This window comes from Knoellia locipacati (assembly GCF_044791685.1).
In the GTDB taxonomy this organism is placed as follows: domain Bacteria; phylum Actinomycetota; class Actinomycetes; order Actinomycetales; family Dermatophilaceae; genus Knoellia; species Knoellia locipacati_A.
This window is the reverse complement of sequence record NZ_CP087730.1, coordinates 502,385-521,134: the sequence shown is the minus strand read 5'-3', so window position 1 is coordinate 521,134 and position 18,750 is coordinate 502,385. Positions and strand designations below refer to the sequence as shown.

At 72.8% G+C, this 18,750-nt stretch carries 18 protein-coding genes; 9 read left to right on the top strand and 9 right to left on the bottom strand.

Features of this window, described 5'->3' with window-relative positions:
- The first annotated feature begins 10 nt into the window (after positions 1–10).
- Together LL946_RS02390 and LL946_RS02385 are read left to right on the top strand one after the other, a co-directional pair.
- Positions 11–523 carry a 2'-5' RNA ligase family protein gene (locus LL946_RS02390; RefSeq protein ID WP_404384411.1) on the top strand — a complete coding sequence of 171 codons (513 nt, stop codon included), beginning with the start codon at positions 11–13 and terminating at the stop codon, positions 521–523.
- Positions 520–1,698, top strand: coding sequence for a YihY/virulence factor BrkB family protein (locus LL946_RS02385; RefSeq protein ID WP_404384409.1), 1,179 nt, complete (start codon positions 520–522; stop codon positions 1,696–1,698). The genes LL946_RS02390 and LL946_RS02385 overlap by 4 nt, the downstream gene beginning before the upstream one ends.
- Here LL946_RS02385 and LL946_RS02380 read toward each other — a convergent pair.
- From LL946_RS02380 to manA, 3 genes are all read right to left on the bottom strand, one after another.
- On the bottom strand, positions 1,695–2,969 hold the full coding sequence (locus tag LL946_RS02380) for a D-alanyl-D-alanine carboxypeptidase family protein (RefSeq protein WP_404384407.1): 1,275 nt from the start codon (positions 2,967–2,969) through the stop codon (positions 1,695–1,697). The two genes, LL946_RS02385 and LL946_RS02380, sit on opposite strands and share 4 nt — an antisense overlap.
- A 50-nt stretch (positions 2,970–3,019) precedes the next feature.
- Complete coding sequence (locus tag LL946_RS02375) at positions 3,020–4,186, bottom strand: glycosyltransferase family 4 protein (RefSeq protein WP_404384405.1); 1,167 nt, start codon at positions 4,184–4,186, stop codon at positions 3,020–3,022.
- Positions 4,187–4,259: 73 nt separating this feature from the next.
- On the bottom strand, positions 4,260–5,444 hold the full coding sequence (gene manA, locus LL946_RS02370) for a mannose-6-phosphate isomerase, class I (RefSeq protein WP_404384403.1): 1,185 nt from the start codon (positions 5,442–5,444) through the stop codon (positions 4,260–4,262).
- Positions 5,445–5,559: 115 nt separating this feature from the next.
- Here manA and LL946_RS02365 point away from each other — a divergent pair, with 115 nt between their 5' ends.
- Positions 5,560–6,645 carry a mannose-1-phosphate guanylyltransferase gene (locus LL946_RS02365; protein ID WP_404384401.1) on the top strand — a complete coding sequence of 362 codons (1,086 nt, stop codon included), beginning with the start codon at positions 5,560–5,562 and terminating at the stop codon, positions 6,643–6,645.
- On the opposite strand, the gene LL946_RS02360 is transcribed toward LL946_RS02365, so the two are convergent.
- Together LL946_RS02360 and LL946_RS02355 are read right to left on the bottom strand one after the other, a co-directional pair.
- Positions 6,638–8,236, bottom strand: a complete 1,599-nt coding sequence (locus tag LL946_RS02360; RefSeq protein ID WP_404384399.1) for an ABC transporter permease — start codon at positions 8,234–8,236, stop codon at positions 6,638–6,640. The two genes, LL946_RS02365 and LL946_RS02360, sit on opposite strands and share 8 nt — an antisense overlap.
- Complete coding sequence (locus LL946_RS02355) at positions 8,233–9,156, bottom strand: ATP-binding cassette domain-containing protein (RefSeq protein ID WP_404384397.1); 924 nt, start codon at positions 9,154–9,156, stop codon at positions 8,233–8,235. Before LL946_RS02355 ends, LL946_RS02360 begins: the two co-directional genes overlap by 4 nt.
- A gap of 54 nt (positions 9,157–9,210) precedes the next feature.
- Between LL946_RS02355 and LL946_RS02350 the strand changes: the two genes are divergently transcribed.
- Genes LL946_RS02350 through LL946_RS02335 form a run of 4 tightly spaced genes read left to right on the top strand, consistent with a single transcriptional unit; the run spans position 9,211 to position 12,699 of the window.
- Complete coding sequence (locus LL946_RS02350) at positions 9,211–9,711, top strand: GbsR/MarR family transcriptional regulator (protein WP_404384395.1); 501 nt, start codon at positions 9,211–9,213, stop codon at positions 9,709–9,711.
- Between the two features lie 35 nt (positions 9,712–9,746).
- Complete coding sequence (locus tag LL946_RS02345) at positions 9,747–10,970, top strand: amidohydrolase (RefSeq protein WP_404384393.1); 1,224 nt, start codon at positions 9,747–9,749, stop codon at positions 10,968–10,970.
- Positions 10,963–11,361, top strand: a complete 399-nt coding sequence (locus LL946_RS02340) for a cytidine deaminase (protein ID WP_404384391.1) — start codon at positions 10,963–10,965, stop codon at positions 11,359–11,361. The genes LL946_RS02345 and LL946_RS02340 overlap by 8 nt, the downstream gene beginning before the upstream one ends.
- 48 nt (positions 11,362–11,409) lie before the next feature.
- Positions 11,410–12,699 carry a thymidine phosphorylase gene (locus LL946_RS02335; RefSeq protein WP_404384389.1) on the top strand — a complete coding sequence of 430 codons (1,290 nt, stop codon included), beginning with the start codon at positions 11,410–11,412 and terminating at the stop codon, positions 12,697–12,699.
- Between the two features lie 119 nt (positions 12,700–12,818).
- On the opposite strand, the gene LL946_RS02330 is transcribed toward LL946_RS02335, so the two are convergent.
- On the bottom strand, positions 12,819–13,763 hold the full coding sequence (locus tag LL946_RS02330; protein WP_404384387.1) for an alpha/beta hydrolase: 945 nt from the start codon (positions 13,761–13,763) through the stop codon (positions 12,819–12,821).
- A 40-nt stretch (positions 13,764–13,803) separates the two neighbouring features.
- Positions 13,804–14,418, bottom strand: coding sequence for a TetR/AcrR family transcriptional regulator (locus LL946_RS02325; protein ID WP_404384385.1), 615 nt, complete (start codon positions 14,416–14,418; stop codon positions 13,804–13,806).
- A 65-nt stretch (positions 14,419–14,483) separates the two neighbouring features.
- On the opposite strand from LL946_RS02325, the gene LL946_RS02320 reads away from it, so the two are divergent.
- Positions 14,484–15,569, top strand: a complete 1,086-nt coding sequence (locus LL946_RS02320) for an adenosine deaminase (RefSeq protein ID WP_404384383.1) — start codon at positions 14,484–14,486, stop codon at positions 15,567–15,569.
- Positions 15,570–15,587: 18 nt separating this feature from the next.
- Here the strand turns inward: LL946_RS02320 and LL946_RS02315 are convergent, their stop codons facing one another.
- Positions 15,588–16,409, bottom strand: coding sequence for an RDD family protein (locus LL946_RS02315; RefSeq protein ID WP_404384381.1), 822 nt, complete (start codon positions 16,407–16,409; stop codon positions 15,588–15,590).
- A gap of 42 nt (positions 16,410–16,451) precedes the next feature.
- Between LL946_RS02315 and LL946_RS02310 the strand changes: the two genes are divergently transcribed.
- A complete protein-coding gene (locus LL946_RS02310) occupies positions 16,452–17,447 on the top strand; it encodes a stage II sporulation protein M (RefSeq protein ID WP_404384379.1) in 996 nt (331 codons plus the stop codon).
- A 10-nt stretch (positions 17,448–17,457) separates the two neighbouring features.
- Here the strand turns inward: LL946_RS02310 and LL946_RS02305 are convergent, their stop codons facing one another.
- Positions 17,458–18,750 (bottom strand): DUF58 domain-containing protein, encoded by a 1,293-nt coding sequence (locus tag LL946_RS02305; protein ID WP_404384377.1) that lies wholly within the window; start codon positions 18,748–18,750, stop codon positions 17,458–17,460.

Genomic DNA, 18,750 nt, shown 5'->3' with positions numbered 1-18,750 from the left:
GGTCGACCGCATGCCCACCCACGGAGTGGCCATCACCGTGCCCGAACCCTTCGGGTCGGCGCTGCAGGACGCGCGGGAGCGCTTCGGAGACCCGTTGGCCCGGTTCATCCCGCCGCACATCACCCTCCTGCCGCCCACGGAGATCGACGCGCCGTCGCTCGAGTCGTTCCAGACCCACCTCGCGGTCGTCGCCTCGGCCCATGCACCGTTCCGGATGACGCTGTCGGGCACCGGTACCTTCCGACCGCTGTCGCCGGTGGTGTTCGTCCAGGTCTCCTCGGGGATCTCGCAGTGCGAGCTGCTCGAGACGGCCGTGCGCAGCGGACCGGTCGAGCGCCACCTCGAGTTCAACTACCACCCGCACGTGACGATCGCCCACCACCTCGACGAGGACCGTCTCGACGTGGCCTTCGACGGCCTCGACGACTTCCGGGGCAGCTTCGAGGTCGAGTCGTTCGAGCTGTTCCACCAGACCGACGACGGCGTGTGGCGCCCCTTGTCCTCGTACACCCTGGAGGGATGACCGTGGACCGTCTCAAGGCCCTGTGGGCCGGCCTGCAGCGAACCCGGCTGTGGCACGCGTGGAAGCGCTACGGCGACTCCCGCGGCAACCTGCTCGCCGGAGGCATCGCCTACTTCGCCTTCTTCTCGCTCTTCCCGGTCATGGCCCTGGCCTTCACCGTCTTCGGTGTCCTCCTCCAGGACAACCCGCAGTGGATGGACCAGATCAGGGACTACCTCAACGAGACGCTGCCGGGCTTCATCAAGGACGGCGACAAGGGACTCATTCCGCTCGAGGCGCCGGGCGACACCGCGCTCACGGTCACCGGTCTCGTCGGCCTCGCCGGCCTGCTGTATGCCGGCCTCGGCTGGCTGGGTGCCCTGCGCGACGGCATCCGCACGGTGTTCGGCGCCGAAGGCGCACCCGGCAACGCGGTGACGGCCAAGCTCCGCGACCTCGGCGTGCTCGTCCTGCTCGGCCTGGCCATCGTCGTGTCGGCCGCTGTGACCGGCGTGGCGAGCGCCCTCACCGCGTTCATCGCGGAGGCGATCGGCCTCGGTGGCCAGCAGTGGCTGCTGCGTGGCATCGCCCTCGTCATCGGCGCGGCCCTCGACGGGCTCGTCGTCCTCGTCATGCTCCGGCTCCTGTCGGGAGTCGACGTGCCGTGGCGCGGCCTCGTCGGCGGGGCCATCGTCGGCGGGATCGGCCTCACCCTGCTCAAGCTGCTGGGCACCACGCTCATCGCCGGCACGACGCAGAACCCGCTCTTCGCCTCGATCGCGCTCGTCGTCGGGTTGCTCGCCTGGCTCAACTTCATGTCACGAATCGTCCTGCTCGCTGCGGCCTGGAGCGCGAACTCCCTCGACGCCGCTGCCCTGGCCGACCTCAACGAGGGGCAGCTGACCAAGCTCGAGGAGGGGCCCGCGCTCCCGGTGTCGGCCTCGCTCGACCCGTCCGTGCCCGACCCCGTGTGGCTGGGAGTTCCGCCGGAGTCGCGCGGCGAAGCCCGGCGCGCGGAGGCGACGGCGGGTCCCACGCTTCGCGTGGGCCGGCATACGGACCGGGTCGTGGCACCGCGGGCGAAGCGCGCCGACGACCGGATCAACCTCGCGCTCGGCGCCGCCTTGGGAGCGTCCGCCGCTGCCGGTCTCGGCCTCGCATCGCGCGTGCTGCGCGGGATGACCGGACGGCGCTAGCCGCGGCCTCCGGGTCGGCGTCCTCGGCCGAGCCGGGTCGCGAGGAGCAGGGCCACGAGCGCCGCGGCCCCTGCAACGGGGAGCAGTGACGGCGTCACCGCCCCGTTCGGCGAAGCGAGTGCGGCCACAACCGTGCCGGTGTCGTCATCGGCCGCCGCAGCCCGGGCCGCCGCAGCCACGGGCGTCGCGACCGGCGCAGCGCCGAGCGGCTCCGGTACCTCGCCCGGGTCGACGAGCCGACCGACGGGCGTGACCTTGTCGCCGTGGGCGAAGGCCCAGTCGAGCAGCGACGCCGCAGGTCGCCAGCTGCTGCCGGTGCCGTACATCTCGGTGACGATGTAGGTCTTGCCGCCGCGGCGGGCGGCCCCGATGAAGGTGCGGTGCGCCGCCTTGGTGAACCCGTTCTTGACGCCGATGGTGCCCGGGTAGTTCCAGAGGAGCCGGTTGTGGTTGCCGATGGCATACGTGGGGCGGGTGCGGGAGGCGCGGACCGCCTTGGACGGGAAGGTCGACGTCTTCCGGGTGGCGAGCGCGACGTAGTCGGCGTTCGCGATGGCGGCGCGGCCGATGAGGGCGAGGTCGTAGGCGCTGCTTCGCTGCCCCGGCGCATCGAGGCCACTGGGGTCGACGACGACGGTGTCGTGGGCCCCGAGCCGGCGGGCGAGTGCGTTGAGCTCGGTGACGGTGGTGGCGATCCCGCCGTTGAGCGCGGCGAGGCCGTAGGCCGCGTCGTTGCCCGACGACATGACGAGGGCCTCGAAGAGCTGCTTGGCGGTGTAGGTCTGGCCGGCCACCATGCCCACGCGGGTGCCCTCGGCGTTCGACTCCGTAGCGGTCGCCGTGAGCGCGGCGGCCGGGTCGAGGCGCGGCAGCAGGTGGACGGCGGTGAGCGCCTTGAGGGTGCTCGCGGGGAGCAGGTGTGCGTGGGGGTTGCGCGCGGCGAGGACCTCACCGGTGTCGGCGTCGGCGACGAGCCACGCGACGTCGCGCACCGCAGGCGGAGCCGGGACTCCCGCGGGCGCGTCGAGCAGGAGGGTGTCCATGGCGGCGAGGCCCGGCCCGCCGACGCTCAGCGCGGGGTCGAGGACCTGGCGGACGGCTGGCAGGGGCGGGACGGACGGCGACGCGGACGCGGACGGAGACGGGGACGCTGCCGCGGAGGCCGACGGCGAGGGCGTGGGAGACGGGGCCGCGGCGGCAGGTGCAGGTCCGCACACGAGGGCTGCTGCGGCGGCAACCGCTCCACCGGCGACGAGCGCAGCGCTGCGCATGCGGGCCTCCTCTCGAACGACCCACCGGCTCTGGCGGGCCTCGAAGGACACTACGCGACGCGCAGTGCGCGGGACCCCCGGGCCGCGTCGTAGTGGCCGACGAGCTGCTCGGTGAGGTGCTCCCACGACCGGCCGCGCACCGCCTCCTCGGCAGCGGCCCCCAGAGCCGCCCGCCACGGCGCGTCGCCCACCAGGGCGTCGACGTGGTCGTGCAGCGACCCGGGCGAGTCGGGGTCGAAGAGGAGGCCGGTCCGGCCGTGGTCGACGAGGTCGAGCGGCCCACCCCTGGCCGGGCCGACGACCGGCAGCCCGGTGGCGGCTGCCTCCTGCAGCGTCTGGCCGAAGGTCTCCCGGGTGCCGGTGTGCACGAAGACGTCGAACACGGCATACGCGCGGGCCAGGTCCTCGCCGGAGCGGCGGCCGAGGAAGACGGGGGAGCGGTTGGGGCGACCGGGCATCGAGGCGACCGCCTCGGTGAGGTGCGCGCCGACCTGCGCCCGGCTGGGACCGTCTCCGACGATGACGAGGCGAGTTCCCGGGATCTGCGCCAGCTCGGCGAGGCGCCACAGCTCCTTCTCGGCGGCGAGACGCCCGACGTAGCCGAGGAGCACCTCGCCACCGGGGGCGAGGGCACGACGCAGCTCGGCGGTACCGGGGTCGGTGCGCCACCGTGGGGAGAACAGGCTCGTGTCGACCCCACGCGCCCAGAGGTCGGTGCGCGGCACCCCGTGGCGCCGCAGCTCGTCGAGGGTCGGCCTCGACGGGGCGAGGGTGAGGTCGGCGTGGGCGTGCATCCGCCGGATCCAGCGCCACGCGGCGTTCGCGGCGCCCTCGCCGAGTCGCCCGGGGCCGTGCTGCTGGAGGTAGCTCGGCATGTCGGTCTGGTAGATCGCGACGGCGGGGACCCCCGAGCGGTCGGCGAGCTGGAGGGCTCTCGCGCCGAGGACGAACGGCGAGGCGGCGTGGACGACGTCCGGCGCGAACTCCTCGAGCGCGCGCCGCAGCGCCGGCGTGGGCACGCCGGTGGGGAACTGGCGCACGGAGACCGAGGGTAGCCCGCGCACGGCGAACCCCTCGAAGGTCGCCGGGGCCGGCCCCGGGGCAAGGATGAGCGCCTCGTGGCCGAGTGCCCGCAGCGACTGGGCCACGCGGCACACGCTCGTCGTCACACCGTTGAGCGTCGGGAGGAACGACTCGGTGACCATCGCGACTCGCATGGCACCACGGTCCCGAGCCCGCATGGTGCGCCGGCGGCGGTCCGTGGTGTGTCAGGTGAGCAGCAGGTGAACGTCAGATCGTCGGCAGCGTGACGAGGTAGACCTCGCCGTCGCCGGTCGCCGTCACGTCGTGGTCCCGGGCGGAGAGGTATGCCGCCTGCACCGGTCCCAGCGCGAGCGTCGCCTCGGGGCTGTCGAGCGTGACCCCACCGTGGAGGCAGAAGACGATCCGCGGCGTGCCGTCACCGGGGAGGAGCAGACCGGCAGGGGTGTGCAGGCGGCGCAGCGCGAACCGGTCCGAGGTGCTGGGGAAGCGGTCGGTCGCCGGCAGGTCGGGGTCGGGCTCCGCGTGACCGACGTTGCCGTCGGCGTCGGGGTCGACGATCCGCAGCAGCTCGGGGACGTTGATCTCCTTGGCGGTCAGCCCCGCTCGCACGACGTTGTCGGAGTTGGCGAGCACCTCGATGCCGAGACCACTGACGTAGGAGTGCAGGACGCCGGCAGGGACGTCGATGTAGTCGCCCGGCTCGAGCACGTGGTGGTACATGAGCAGCAGCACGGCGAGCCCGATGTCGTCGGCGTGGTCCTCGGCGACGCGGACGACGGCCGCGCACTGGTGCCCGACCTCGTCCGAGCTCGCCGAGAGCCGCACGCAGGCGGCCACGAGCTCGCGCACGAACCCGGCGTGCTCCGGCTTCGGGATCGACAGGATCGAGGCGAGGAGCGCGTGGACCGGGTCGGGCTGACGCTCGGCGTCGTCGACGAGGGCGAGCAGCCGGGGAACCCCCAGCCGCCGTGCGAGCGAGGCGACCTCCTCGTGCGTGCGCATGCCCACGAACACCCGGAACGGCGAGATCGCGACGAGCATCTCGGGCTTGGCCCAGTCGTCGACGTAGGTTGCGTCGGCGTCACCCACCTCGCGGTCACGGACGCGGATCTCACTCGCCTGCTGGGCAGTCGGGTGCGCCTGGATCGAGATCGCCCGTCCCGGCGCGAGGACCTTGAGCAGGAACGGGAGACGACCCTCGTATGCCGTGCAGCACTCCGCGCCCATCTCGCCCTCGGGGTCGGCCCGGATGACGTCGGCGAGGGTGGTGGCGACACCGTCGCGGGTCAGCCCGCAGGGGCCGCTCTCGTGCGCGCCCATCCAGAGCTCGGACTCGGGCTCGTCGCTCGGGATCGACCGGCCCTGGAGGCTGGCGATCGACACGTGGGAGCCCCAGGCGTCGGTGAACAGCACCGGCTGCAGCAGGTCCATCGCGCGCTCCCTCCCGTCGTGATCCATCCGTCTGTCGCCGGTCGTCGGCACCCGTGGTCGGCGTCGCGGCTCGTCAGATCCTAGATGGGTGGTGTGGAGTCGTTAGCCTGACGCCATGTCAGACATCCCCGGCTTCTGGGCCGTCATCCCTGCGGGCGGCGCCGGCACGCGACTGTGGCCGTTGTCCCGCGCGGGTCACCCGAAGTTCCTGCACGACCTCACCGGGTCCGGCAGGAGCCTGCTCCAGGAGACCCTCGACCGGGTGGAGCCGCTGGCGGGGGAGCGCGTGGTCGTCGTCACCGGTGCGGCCCACATCGGCGCGGTCCGCGAACAGCTGCCCTCCCTCGGTGCGGGCGAGCTGTTGGCCGAGCCGGCCCCGCGCGACTCGATGGCCGCGATCGGGCTCGCGGCGGCCGTCATCGAGGCGCGCGACCCCGAGGCGGTCATCGGGTCGTTCGCCGCCGACCACGTCATCCCCGACGCCGCGGCGTTCCGGGCCTGCGTCGCCGAGGCGGTCGAGGTGGCCCGTGACGGTCAGGTCGTGACGATCGGGATCGAGCCGACCCACCCGTCCACCGGCTTCGGCTACATCCAGATGGGGAGGGCGATCGCCGGAGCGCCGACCGCCCGTCGGGTCCGCCAGTTCGTCGAGAAGCCCGACGCACGTCGTGCCGCCGCCTATCTCTCGACGGGCGAGTTCCGGTGGAACGCAGGCATGTTCGTCGTGCGGGCCGCCACGCTGCTCGACCTGCTGCACCGGTGGCACCCGGACCTCGCCGACGGGCTCCGCGCCATCGCCGCCGACCCGTCACGGCTGGACGACCTCTGGCCGACGCTCGAGAAGATCGCGATCGACCACGCCGTCGCCGAGCCGGCCGCCGACATCGGGGTCGTGGCCGTCGTTCCCGGCGACTTCGCGTGGGACGACATCGGCGACTTCGCCAGCCTGTCCGGGCTCCTCCCGGAACCGCCGCAAGGGCAGGGCCCTCGGGTCCTCGGCGACGCGGCGTTGGTCCACTCGGTCGACTCGACCGGACTGGTCTCGCCCCGGGGCGGCCGACCCGTGGCCGTCGTCGGCCTTGAGGGCGTCGTCGTCATCGACTCCGGCGATGCCGTCCTCGTGACGACCCTCGAGCGCGCCCAGGACGTCAAGCGGGTCGTCGAACAGCTCAGGGAGCAGGGTCGCTCCGACCTCACGTGAGGTCGAGGTCGCGCCTCCGGTGCGCCCAGAGTCCGACGGTGACCAGGGCGGCCGCGATGACGATCTCGACGGCCGCGGGGACCAGGTCGAGGGAGGCTCCCGGGACTCCCGGGAGGTGCCAGAACGGGGAGACGGCCTGCACGGCGTCGGGGAGCCGCAGCGTCTGGCCGAGCAGGACCTGGACCCCCGAGACCGCTGCCAGGGCCCAGGCGAGGAGTGAGAGCCGCGGGGCCAGGCCGACCATCGCAGCCGCGAAACCCACGACGACGAGCACGGCGGGCAGGTAGGTCACCTGGTCGGCGACGACCCGGATCGCGCCGTCGACGTCGCCACCGGCCAGGGCGTAGCCAGCGGCGAGTCCGGCACCCATGAGGACCGTGAGCACGGCCGACCCCACGACGGCGACGGTGACGACGGCGCCCATCCACCGGGTGCGTGAGGCCCGCGTGGCCAGCACGTGCTCGACCCGGTTGGACTCCTCCTCGCGGCGCAGGGCCAGCACGGCGCTCACGCCGTAGCCGGTCGCGGTGACGGCCATGAAGAGCAGGATGTAGCGCACGAAGGCGTCGATGATCGCCCCCTCGGCGTCGCCCCCGGCACCGATGTAGTCCGCGATGTCGGGGTTGGTCTCGAGCAGCTCCGGCACCGTCGGCACCACCGCGCCGTAGACGACGGCCAGGAGAGTCAGGCCGACGGCCCAGCCGATGAGGCTCCCCCGTGCGAGCCGGGTCGCCAGCCCGAGCGGGGTGCCGAGCGCGACCGACCCGCGGGGGCGTCCCGGGCGTGGGTGGAGGAGCCCACCCGCGAAGTCGCGACGCGACGTGAGCAGGGCGGCGACTGCGAGCAGCGCGGCGGTCACGGCGACGAGCAGGGCCACCGGCCACCAGCGCTCCTCGCCGAACGAGTTCATCGCCTGGGCCCAGCCGAAGGGTGAGAGCCAGACCGCGGCGTTGTCGCGCATGGCGCCGAGGCCACGCACGAGGTAGCCGACGGCGACCGCCCCCCCGGCGATCGCGAGGGCACCACGGGCCGACGTGGAGATCTGCGCCGCGACGAGGGCGACGGCGGCGTAGCAGACGCCGAGCAGGGTCAGCCCTGCTCCGTAGACGAGGCTGCCGTTCGCGTCGAGCCCGGCCGACAGCATCGACCCGGTCGTCACGAGGCCGATGATGACGGCCGCGAGCACGCCGTAGCCGAGCGCCGCCACCGTGGCCGCGTGCCGACCGACAACGGTCGAGCGGAGCAGCTCGGCGCGGCCGGACTCCTCCTCCGCGCGGGTGTGGCGGACGACGAGGAACGTCACCATGAGGCAGACGCCGAGCTGGGCCACTTGTGAGATCTCGTTCGCCGTGATCCCGCCGATCGTGTCGATGCCCGACTGGCGACCGGACATGAGCAGGCTCACCGGGCTGGACCCCACGCTCGCGGCGTAGCCCGCGACCTTCTCGGGGGTGTCGTAGACACCGGGCACGGCGAGGGCGCTCGCCGCGATGAGCCCCCCGAGCCCGACCGTCCACAGCGGCAGACGCACCCGGTCCCTGCGCAGGATGAGTCTTGCCAGGTGACGGGCGCCGGTCAGCCCACCGCTCATGCCGCACCGTCGGTGGCCGCGGAGGTGTCGCTGGGGAGCTCTTCGCCGTAGTGCCTCAGGAAGAGCTCCTCCAGCGTTGGCGGGTGCGCGGTGAGGGAGCGCAGTCCGAGACCCGACAGGGCCGCGATCGCGCCGTCGAGGTGGTCGGAGTCGACGTCGAACGTGACCCGCCCGTCGTGGAGCTGCGGCCGGTGCACCCCCGGCATCCCGGCGAGGACGGTGGCGGGTGCCGCGGTCTCGGCGATCACCGTCGTGCGGGTGAGGTGCCGCAGGTCGGCGAGGGTGCCGGACTGGACGAGGCGGCCCCGCTTGATGATGCTCAGCCGGTCGCTCAGGGCCTCGGCCTCGGCGAGGATGTGGCTGCTGAGCAGGACGGTCGCGCCGGTGGCCTTGACCTCGTGGACGCACCGCTGGAACTCGGCCTCCATGAGGGGGTCCAGGCCCGATGTCGGCTCGTCGAGGAGGAAGAGCTCGGCCCGGGACGCGAACGCCGCGACGACCGCGACCTTCTGGCGGTTGCCCTTGGAGTAGGTGCGGGACCTCTTGCTCGGGTCGAGGTCGAAGCGGTCGAGCAGGTCCCGTCGTCTGGCCTCGTCGAGACCACCGCGCATGCGAGCGAGGACGTCGATGATCTCGCCACCGGTGAGGTTCGGCCAGAGGGCCACGTCACCGGGCACGTAGGCGATCCGGCGGTGCAGCTCGGTCGCGTGGACCCAGGCGTCCTGCCCGAAGAGCCGGGCCCGCCCCGAGTCCGCGCGCAGCAGTCCGAGCAGGACCCGGACGGTCGTGGACTTGCCGGAGCCGTTGGGTCCGAGGAAGCCGTGGACCTCACCCTGCGCGACGTCCAGGTCGAGGCCGTCGAGGGCGACGGTGGCTCCGAAGGTCTTGCGGAGAGCAGCGATCTCGATGACGTTGTCCACGACTTCCAGCGTACTCCTCGCTTCACAAGTTCGTGAATGATCTAAACTCCATGTATGCCGTCCCGCTCAGCCAGCGCCGCCCGCCCACCGTCGGTGAGCCGTCAGGAGGCGCACGCCGTGGTCGAGCGCCTCGGTGCCGCGCTGTCGACGGCGGGCTTCCCGCCGATGCCGTCCCGCGTCTTCGCCGCTCTCCTCGTGGACGACGACGGGCGGATGACCGCCGCCGAGGTGAGCGAGGAGCTCTCGGTGAGCCCGGCAGCGGTCTCCGGCGCCGTCCGCTACCTCACCCAGGTCGGCCTGCTCCGGCGCGAGCGCGAGCGCGGAGGTCGGCGCGACGTCTTCGTCGTCCTCGACGACGCCTTCCACGGGGCGCTGACCAGCACCGACCAGGTCTACGCCGGGATGATCGCCGCCCTCGCCGACGGCGTCGAGCACCTCGGCCCGAGCTCCACCGCCGGGCAGCGGCTCCAGCTGTCCAAGGAGTTCCTCGAGTTCGTCACCGAGGAGATGGGCGGGATCCTCGAGCGCTGGGAGGCGCACAAGGCGAGGCGCTGAGGAGGGGTCGGGGCGCCAGTAGCATGGGTGCTCCCATGACTGACACCCTTTCCGCGCTCGGCGCCAGCGTCGCCTCGGTGCTCCCCGAGCTGGTGGAGATCCGCCGCGACCTCCACGCCCACCCCGAGCTGTCGCGCCAGGAGACCCGCACGACCGCCGTGGTCGCTGCCCGCCTCGAGCAGGCCGGGGTGCGGGTCCGCCGGCTCTCGGGCACCGGGCTGGTCGCCGACCTCGGAGCCGACCAGCCGGCATACCGGGTCGCGCTGCGCGCCGACATGGACGCCCTTCCGGTCCAGGAGCTGACCGGCCTGCCGTTCGCCTCGGTGACCGAAGGGGTGACGCACGCCTGCGGCCACGACGTCCACGTCACCGCCCTCCTCGGCGCACTCCTCGCGCTCAAGGAGCACGAGCAGACGCTGCTCGAGCGCGGCACCGCCGTCCGGGCGATCTTCCAGGCGGCCGAGGAGGTCATCCCCGGCGGCGCCCACGACGCCATCGCCGAGGGCGTCATGGAGGGCGTCGACGCCGTCTTCGCCGTGCACTGCGACCCCTCCCTCGACGTCGGCCAGGTGGGCCTGCGCGAGGGGCCGATCACCGCGGCCTGCGACCACATCCGGGTGCACCTCACCGGGCGTGGCGGCCACACGTCCCGGCCGCAGCTCACCGAGGACCTCACCTACGCCCTGGCCAAGGTCGTCACCGACGTCCCCGCCGCCCTGTCCCGGCGGCTCGACCCACGCGCCGGTGCTGCCCTGGTCTGGGGTGTCGTGCAGGCCGGCACCGCGAGCAACGTCATCCCGAGCACGGGGGAGTGCAGCGGAACCCTGCGCATGCTCGACGCCAACGCGTGGCTCTCCGTCGGGCCGCTGCTCGACGAGATCGTCCAGGGCGTCGTCGCCCCCTACGGTGTCGAGGCGCGGCTCGAGCGCGTCAAAGGCGTCCCGCCGGTGGTCAACCAGGCAGACGCGATCGACGCCCTGCGGTTCGCCTGCCTCGGCACCGGCCTGCAGATCGCGCCGACGGTGCAGTCGCTCGGCGGTGAGGACTACTCCTGGTACCTCGCGCACGCGCCGGGCGCCATGGCCCGTCTCGGCACGCGCACACCGGGCGGCCGGACCTACGACCTCCACCAGGGTGACGTCGTCGTCGACGAGGACGCGATCGGTTGCGGCGCTCGCCTGCTCGCCTCCGTCGTCGTCGCCCACACCGTGAAGGCCGGTGGGGACACCATCGACATCGAGACGGGTGCACATGAGTGACATCGACTGGGATGCCCTGCGCGAGAGGGCCATCGAGATGACGAAGCGGTCCTACGCGCCGTACTCGAAATACCGGGTCGGCGTCGCCGGCATCACCGACGACGGCCGCGTCGTCGCCGGGTGCAACGTCGAGAACGCCGCCTACGGGGTGGCCCTGTGCGCCGAGTGCGGCATGGTCTCCGAGCTCCACGCGACGGGTGGCGGGAAGCTCGTGGCGGTCTACTGCGTCGACGGTCGGGGCGAGCCGCTCATGCCGTGCGGACGCTGCCGTCAGCTCCTCTGGGAGAACGGCGGGGCGCTGTGCCGGCTCATGACTCCCGAGGGCGTCCAGACCATGGCGCAGGTCCTCCCTCAGGCGTTCGGTCCGGACAACCTCGCGCAGCGTCCCTGAGCTCCCGTGGCCCCGTGACCCGGTCGTGCCGGGTGACATGATGACGCCATGAGCGAGAGCCACGACGCCGTCGACGTCATCATGACCAAGCGCGACAAGCGCGAGCTGAGCGACTCGCAGATCCACTGGGTCATCGACGCCTACACGCGAGGGGTCGTCGCCGACGAGCAGATGAGTGCGCTCTCGATGGCGGTCCTCCTCAACGGGATGAACCGGCGCGAGATCGCCACGTGGACCGCGGCGATGATCGCCAGTGGCGAGCGCATGGACTTCTCGTCACTCTCGCGGCCCACCGCCGACAAGCACTCGACCGGAGGCGTGGGCGACAAGATCACGCTGCCCCTGGCACCGCTCGTCGCCGTCTTCGACGTCGCTGTCCCGCAGCTGTCCGGACGCGGACTCGGCCACACCGGCGGCACGCTCGACAAGCTCGAGTCCATCCTCGGCTGGAGGGCCGACCTCACCAACGAGGCGATGCTAGCCCAGCTCGACGACGTCGGCGCCGTCATCTGCGCGGCCGGGGCCGGCCTCGCCCCGGCCGACAAGAAGCTCTACGCCTTGCGTGACGTCACCGGAACCGTCGAGGCGATCCCGCTCATCGCGAGCTCGATCATGAGCAAGAAGATCGCCGAGGGCACCGGCGCCCTCGTGCTCGACGTCAAGGTCGGCTCCGGCGCGTTCATGAAGAACCGCGAGGACGCCACCGAGCTGGCCCGCACCATGGTCGAGCTCGGCACCGACGCCGGCGTCAACACGGTCGCGCTGCTCACCAACATGCAGACCCCGCTCGGCCTGACCGCCGGCAACGCGCTCGAGGTGCGCGAGTCGGTCGAGGTGCTCGCCGGAGGCGGACCCGAGGACGTCGTCGAGCTCACCGTCGCCCTCGCGCAGGAGATGCTCAAGGCCGCCGGGCGTGACGGCGACGACGTCGCCGCCGCCCTCAAGGACGGCCGCGCCATGGACGCGTGGCGCCGGATGATCGCCGCGCAGGGCGGTGACCCGGACGCCGAGCTGCCCGTCGCCAGGCACACCGAGGAGATCCTCGCGCCCGCCGACGGCGTCCTCACCCAGCTCGACGCGTATGCCGTCGGCGTCGCGGCCTGGCGTCTCGGCGCCGGCCGCGCGCGCAAGGAGGACCGCGTGCAGGCTGGTGCCGGCATCGAGCTGCACGCCAAGCCCGGAGCCGTCGTGCGCGGCGGCGAGAGGCTCATGACGCTCCACACCGACACGCCCGACCGGTTCGAGCGGGCCAAGGAGGCGCTCGAGGGCGGCTTCACCATCGCTCCCGAGGGCTCGCGCCCCGACCTGCTCCCGCTCGTCATCGACCGGATCTCCTGACCTCGCGCCTCGCGCCTCGCGCCTCGCGCCTCGCGCCTCGCGTCCTGACGACTGACTCCGCCGTCCTCGGCGTCCTCGGGAGCGGGGCCTCCTCGACGCGTTCGTGAGGACCGTGGCGGTCACCCGGTCCGTCGTGCCGCGGCGGACTCGGCCCGCACCGCATCGGCGGCGGTGGCCCCGAGCTCGACGACCTGCTTGACGACGGCCGGGTCCCACAGCGGACGACGGTGGCCGAGGCCTTCGGTGAGGACGAGCCGTGAGTCGTGCCAGGCGTTCGAGACCTCGACGGCCGCGGAGACCGACGCCTCGGCGTCGTCCGTGTCGTGGACCAGGAGCAGGCGCGGGAGGCGTGGGTGCGAGGACGCCTGGGTGAGCAGGTCGAAGTCGTCCATGGGCCGGCCGATCCGTCGCTCGGCGCGAGTCCTCATGACCTCGACCGAGCGAGGGCCGATGCCCAGCGCACGGCTGAACGTGTCGAGCATCCCGGCGATCGTCGTCGGGGCCGCGATGAAGGCGAGCGCCTCGGGGAGCGGCATCGGCCGGGCGTCCGCGCCCCCTGTCGCGAGGTCGCTCATCGCGGCCATCGTGGAAAGCGCGCCCGCCGAGTGGGCGACGACCACCGTCGCCCGCCCGAACTCCCGCTCGACGGCTGCGAGTGCCTGGGCCATCTCGACGAAGGTGGTCGTGCGTGGCCCCCTGCGGTCCGGGCCGGAGTCGCCGTGGCTGGGACCGTCGAAGGCGACGACGCACAGCCCCTCGTCGACCAGCGGCTGGACGAAGGCTCCGAGCTGCTGCCACCAGCCGCCCCACCCGTGGACGAGGTAGGCCGTCGGCCTGCCCCGGTCGCCGTAGACGCGCCCCCGCACGACCCCGTGCTCCCACCTCACCTCGAAGGCCTCCCCGCCCGACGGCGTCCGGCCCCGGCGGAGTGCGCCGCGCGGCGGTGCGGGCAGCCGGAACCAGAGATACTCGGCGAGCCGGCCACCCAGGGCGGGCGACCGGTCTTCGAGGTGTGCGAAGACGGTTCGGATAGTCCGAACGATCGTGCTTTTTTCTGATGCCATCTCGATCTCCGATTCGGTGCGGGGTGGGGGTGGTGGTGCGTCAGCCGGCGGTCGGGCCGGGAGCAGCGTCGGCGATGAGCCGGTCGAGTGCTGCGTACGCGCGGTCGCGGGCGGCCGGGTCGCGGAGAAGCCGCGCGGCGAAGTGGTGGCCGAGCATGAGGCCGTTGAGCTCGTGGGCGAACTGGAGGACGTCGAGGTCCTCGCGCAGCTGGCCCTCGCGGACGGCTCCGCGGATCACCCGCTCCATGGAGTCGAACCACTGCTCCTGCTGGGCGACGAGACGGTCGCGCACCGGACCGTCGGGTTCGTCGTCGTACTCCATGGCGGCGGAGATGAACACGCAGCCTCCGGGCATGGCGTAGTCGGCGTAGCCGTCCCAGCCCAGCCACAGCTCGACGAGGGTGCGGAGCCGCTCGAGCCCGCGCGGCTCCTTGAGCGCCGGCTGCACGACGCACATCGTGAAGAGCTCCGCGGCGTAGTCGAGGACGTCGACCTGGAGCTGCTCCTTGGAGCGGAAGTGCGCGAAGAGCCCGCTCTTCGACATCGACAGCGAGTCGGCCAGGGTGCCGATGGTGATGCCCTTGAGCCCGACGTGGCTCGACTGCGCAAGTGCCTCGCGCAGCGCCGTGTCGCGGGTCTGCATTCCCTTGGACATGGGTCGATAAAAGCACGCTCGTTCGATTTTGGCAAGGGCATGACGGGGACGGCTACTGTGAGCGCGTGCCCGTCAACCCAGACCTCGTCCAGCGTGCCCCCAAGGCCCTGCTCCATGACCACCTCGACGGGGGCCTGCGGCCGCAGACGATCCTCGACCTCGCCGGCGAGTCCGGCTACGACGCCCTGCCGGCCACCGACGCCGACGAGCTGGGCCGCTGGTTCCGGGACAGCGCGGACTCGGGGTCGCTCGTGCGCTACCTCGAGACGTTCAGCCACACGGTCGCCGTGATGCAGACGCCGGACCAGCTCCGCCGGGTCGCCCGCGAGTGCGCGCTGGACCTCGCCGCCGACGGCGTCGTCTATGCCGAGTCGCGCTTCGCCCCCGAGCTCCACGTCGAGGGTGGCCTGAGCCTGCCCGAGGTCGTCGAGGCTGTCCTCGCCGGGCTGCGTGAGGGTGAGGCCGAGGCGGCCGCCGCCGGCACCCCGATCCGCATGGTGTCGCTGCTCACCGCGATGCGCCACGCGGCCAAGAGCGACGAGATCGCCGAGCTGGCGATCCGCTACCGCGACGAGGGGGTCGGCGGGTTCGACATCGCCGGTGCCGAGGCCGGCTTCCCGCCGAGCCGACACCTCTCCGCGTTCGAGTACCTCCGTCGCGAGAACGCCCACTTCACCATCCACGCCGGCGAGGCCTTCGGGCTCCCCAGCATCTGGGAGGCGATCCAGTGGTGCGGCGCCGACCGGCTCGGCCACGGGGTCCGCATCGTCGACGACATCACGAGCGAGGGCGACACCCACACGCTCGGGCGGCTCGCGGCCTACGTGCGTGACCGCCGGATCCCGCTCGAGATGTGCCCCACGTCCAACCTCCAGACCGGCGCGGCCGAGTCCATCGCGGAGCACCCGATCACGCTCCTCAAGGACCTGCGCTTCCGGGTCACGATCAACACCGACAACCGGCTCATGTCCGGCACGTCGATGTCGCGCGAGATGCAGCTCCTCGTCGACGACGCGGGGTGGACCCTCGACGACCTCCGCTGGGCCACGATCAACGCGATGAAGTCGGCGTTCATCCCCTTCGACGAGCGTCTCGTGATCATCGAGCGCGTCGTGAAGCCGGGGTATGCCGCGTTGTCGGCCGCGACCTGAGCTCACCTGCGCGTTCGGTCAGCCCAAGGGGTCGGGCGGGAGGAGACGGTGCGTGCGCGCCGCCTCCGCGTGCAGCCGGTCGAGGTCGCGACGGCGACGCTCGGCGAGGACCGCTCGCAGGACCCACTCGGGGTGAACGCCCGCTGGTGGCGGGGGCGACACGTGGCGCAGGACCTGGGCGGACAGGTCCTGCCCCAGGTGGGCCCGCGCCTGCGGGGTGAGTCCGCCTGTGCGGGTGAGGAACTGGCGGACCCCGATGGTCAGCGACGCCGGCATCGGGCCGAGGTCGGTGCCCCGGACCCAGTGCTCGAGAGCCGGCGGTGCCTCCGGTGGCGCGGTGACCTGGAGCTTGTGTCGCAGCGACATGGCGTAGGTGCCGGCGGCCATGTCCCCGAGCCGTTTGGCGCGAGGGTGGATCACGGCCGCGACCACCGCGGGTGCGCCCTGGAGCAGGTAGAACTCGACGAACCCGACGAGGTGTCGGATCACGCTGTGCCGCAAGGTGATCGGCCCACCGTCGTCACGCACGACGCAGAGGCCGAGGGCGTACTTGCCGGGGCTGCGTCCCTTGGTCAGCACCTCGAACAGCACCGGCAGGATGACGGTGATCCCGACGAGCAGGAGGATCGACGCGGTCCGCGCGACCGCGTCGGACATCGAGCCGACGAGCATGCCGACGACGAAGAAGGCCGCGACCGCCAGGACCAACATGATGAGGAGGTCGATGAGGCGCGCGGCGACCCGGCTCACCACGCTCGCGACGGGGACCTCGACGGACACGCCCTCGCCGGTGACGACGTCGTCGCCGGCGTAGGTGCGGTAGCCCCCGTCGATGCTCATGGACCGAGGCTAACGCCGCACCCCGCGACATAGAGTGACGACGTGGATCTCGACGCCTTCATCGCCACCCACCTGGGTCAGTGGCGTCGCCTCGAGGACCTCGTCGGTCGTCGCCGGCTCACCGGCGCCGAGTCGGACGAGCTGCTCGACCTCTACCAGCGCGTCTCGACGCACCTCTCGCTCGTGCGCTCGTCCAGCCCTGACCCGTCGCTCGTGAGCTACCTGTCCGCGCTCCTGGCGCGGGCACGGCATACGGCGACGGGGTCCCGCGCCACGACGTGGCGGGACGGGGCACGCTTCTTCACCGAGACCTTCCCCGCCGCGCTCTACCGGACCCGCTGGTGGTGGCTCGCAACGACGGTGGGCAGCGTGCTGCTCGCCCTCGTCGTCGGCGCGTGGGCCGTGCGGCACCCCGAGGTCTTCACCCAGCAGATGACGCGTGGCGAGATCGACGCCTACGTCGGCACGGACTTCGAGAACTACTACTCCGAGTTCCCGCACGCCGAGTTCGCGACGCTCGTGTGGACCAACAACGCCTGGGTGGCGGCGCAGTGCATCGCCCTCGGCGTGCTCGGGCTGCCCGTGCTCTGGGTACTCGCGCAGAACGTCGTCAGCGTCGGGCTCGCCGGTGCGCTCATGGTGAGCCACGACCGCGGGTCGCTCTTCTTCGGGCTGATCCTCCCGCACGGGCTCCTCGAGCTGACCGCCATCTTCGTGGCCGCTGCGGTGGGGCTGCGCCTGTTCTGGTCGTGGATCGAGCCCGGGCCGCGCAGCCGGCTCGACTCGCTCGCCGCCGAGGGGCGCACCGCCGCGGGTGTCGCGCTCGGGCTCGTCGTCGTGCTCTTCGTCAGTGGCGGGATCGAGGGCTTCGTCACGCCCTCGAGCCTGCCGACGTGGGCCCGCATCCTCATCGGGGTCGTGGCCGAGGCGCTGTTCTTCGCCTACGTCTTCGTCGTCGGGCGCCGTGCTGCCCGAGCCGGCGTCACCGGCGACGTGGCCGAGAGCGACCAGCCCACGACGGCGCCGACCGCCGCCTGACGCCTCGACCTCAGAGCAGGCCCTGGCGCTTGAGCGCGAGGTAGTGGTCGACCAGGGCCAGCGGCAGCCGGTCCGGCGTCTCGTCGAGCACCTCGACACCGAGCGAACGGAAGGCGCCGGCGGTCCGGTCGCGCAGCCCGACGGTGCGCTCGGCGGCCGCGGCGGCATACACCTCCGTCGCCGAGCCGCGACCACGTCGCATCCGGTCGACGGCGGGGTCCGCGACCGAGGCCACGACGACCCGGTGGCGGGCAGCGAGAGCGGGGAGCACGGGGAGGAGACCCTCCTCGAGCGCGGAAGACTCGAGCGGGGTGATGAGCACGACGAGCGCCCGCTGGGTGCCGACCCGGGCCACCTCGGCCGCCAGCAGCCGCCAGTCGGCCTCGATGAGCCGCGCGTCGACGGGGGCCAGCTCCGAGATCGCGTCGTGCAGCACGGCGACCCGGTCGTGGCCGGACACGTGCGCCCGCACCTCTCGGTCGCCGGCGATGACGTGGATGCGGTCGCGCGCGTGCCCGGCGATCGCGGTGAGGAAGAGCGCCGCGTCCATGCCGGAGTCGAGGCGGGGCGAGTCGTCGATGCGACCGGCGCTCGTGCGCGAGGTGTCGAGCACGATGATGATCCGGCGGTGCTGCTCGGGCTGCCACGTGCGCACGACGAGGTCGCGCCGCCGGGCGGTGGCACGCCAGTCGATGGAGCGCACGTCGTCGCCGTCGACGTAGTCGCGCAGCGAGTCGAACTCGGTGCCCTGGCCGCGAGTGCGCATCGCCGCCCGCCCGTCGAGCTGACGGAGGACCGCCAGCCGGCTGGGGATGTGCCGCCGTGACGGGAAGGCGTGCAGCACCCGCAGGCGGCCGGGCACCTCGAGGGAGGTCTGCCGGGCCGCGACGCCGAGGGGCCCGCGCAGCCGCAGGGTCACGCGGTCGGCGTGGCGGTCTCCGCGGCGTGTCGGGGTGAGGGTCGTCGTGAGCCGGGTGCGCTCCCCGGAGGGAAGGCGGAGCGTATGCCGTGTCAGCTCGGCTCCTGCGGACGGCGGCCAGGCGTCGCGCAGCAGTCCGCGGACGGCGCGGGAGCCCGGGTTGGTGACGAGCAGGGAGGTCCGCACCGACTCGCCGAGCCGGACCGACGACGGCAGCTCGCGCTCGAGGTGCAGCGAGCGTGGTCGCGGAGCCAGCAGCACGTCCACGGCAACGACGACCACGCAGAGCAGCAGCCACAGCCACACCGTCGACGCGGCGGGCCGGAGCACCACCGGGACGATGCCGAGGAGGACGAGCCAGAGGGCTCTCGCGGTCAGGGCCAT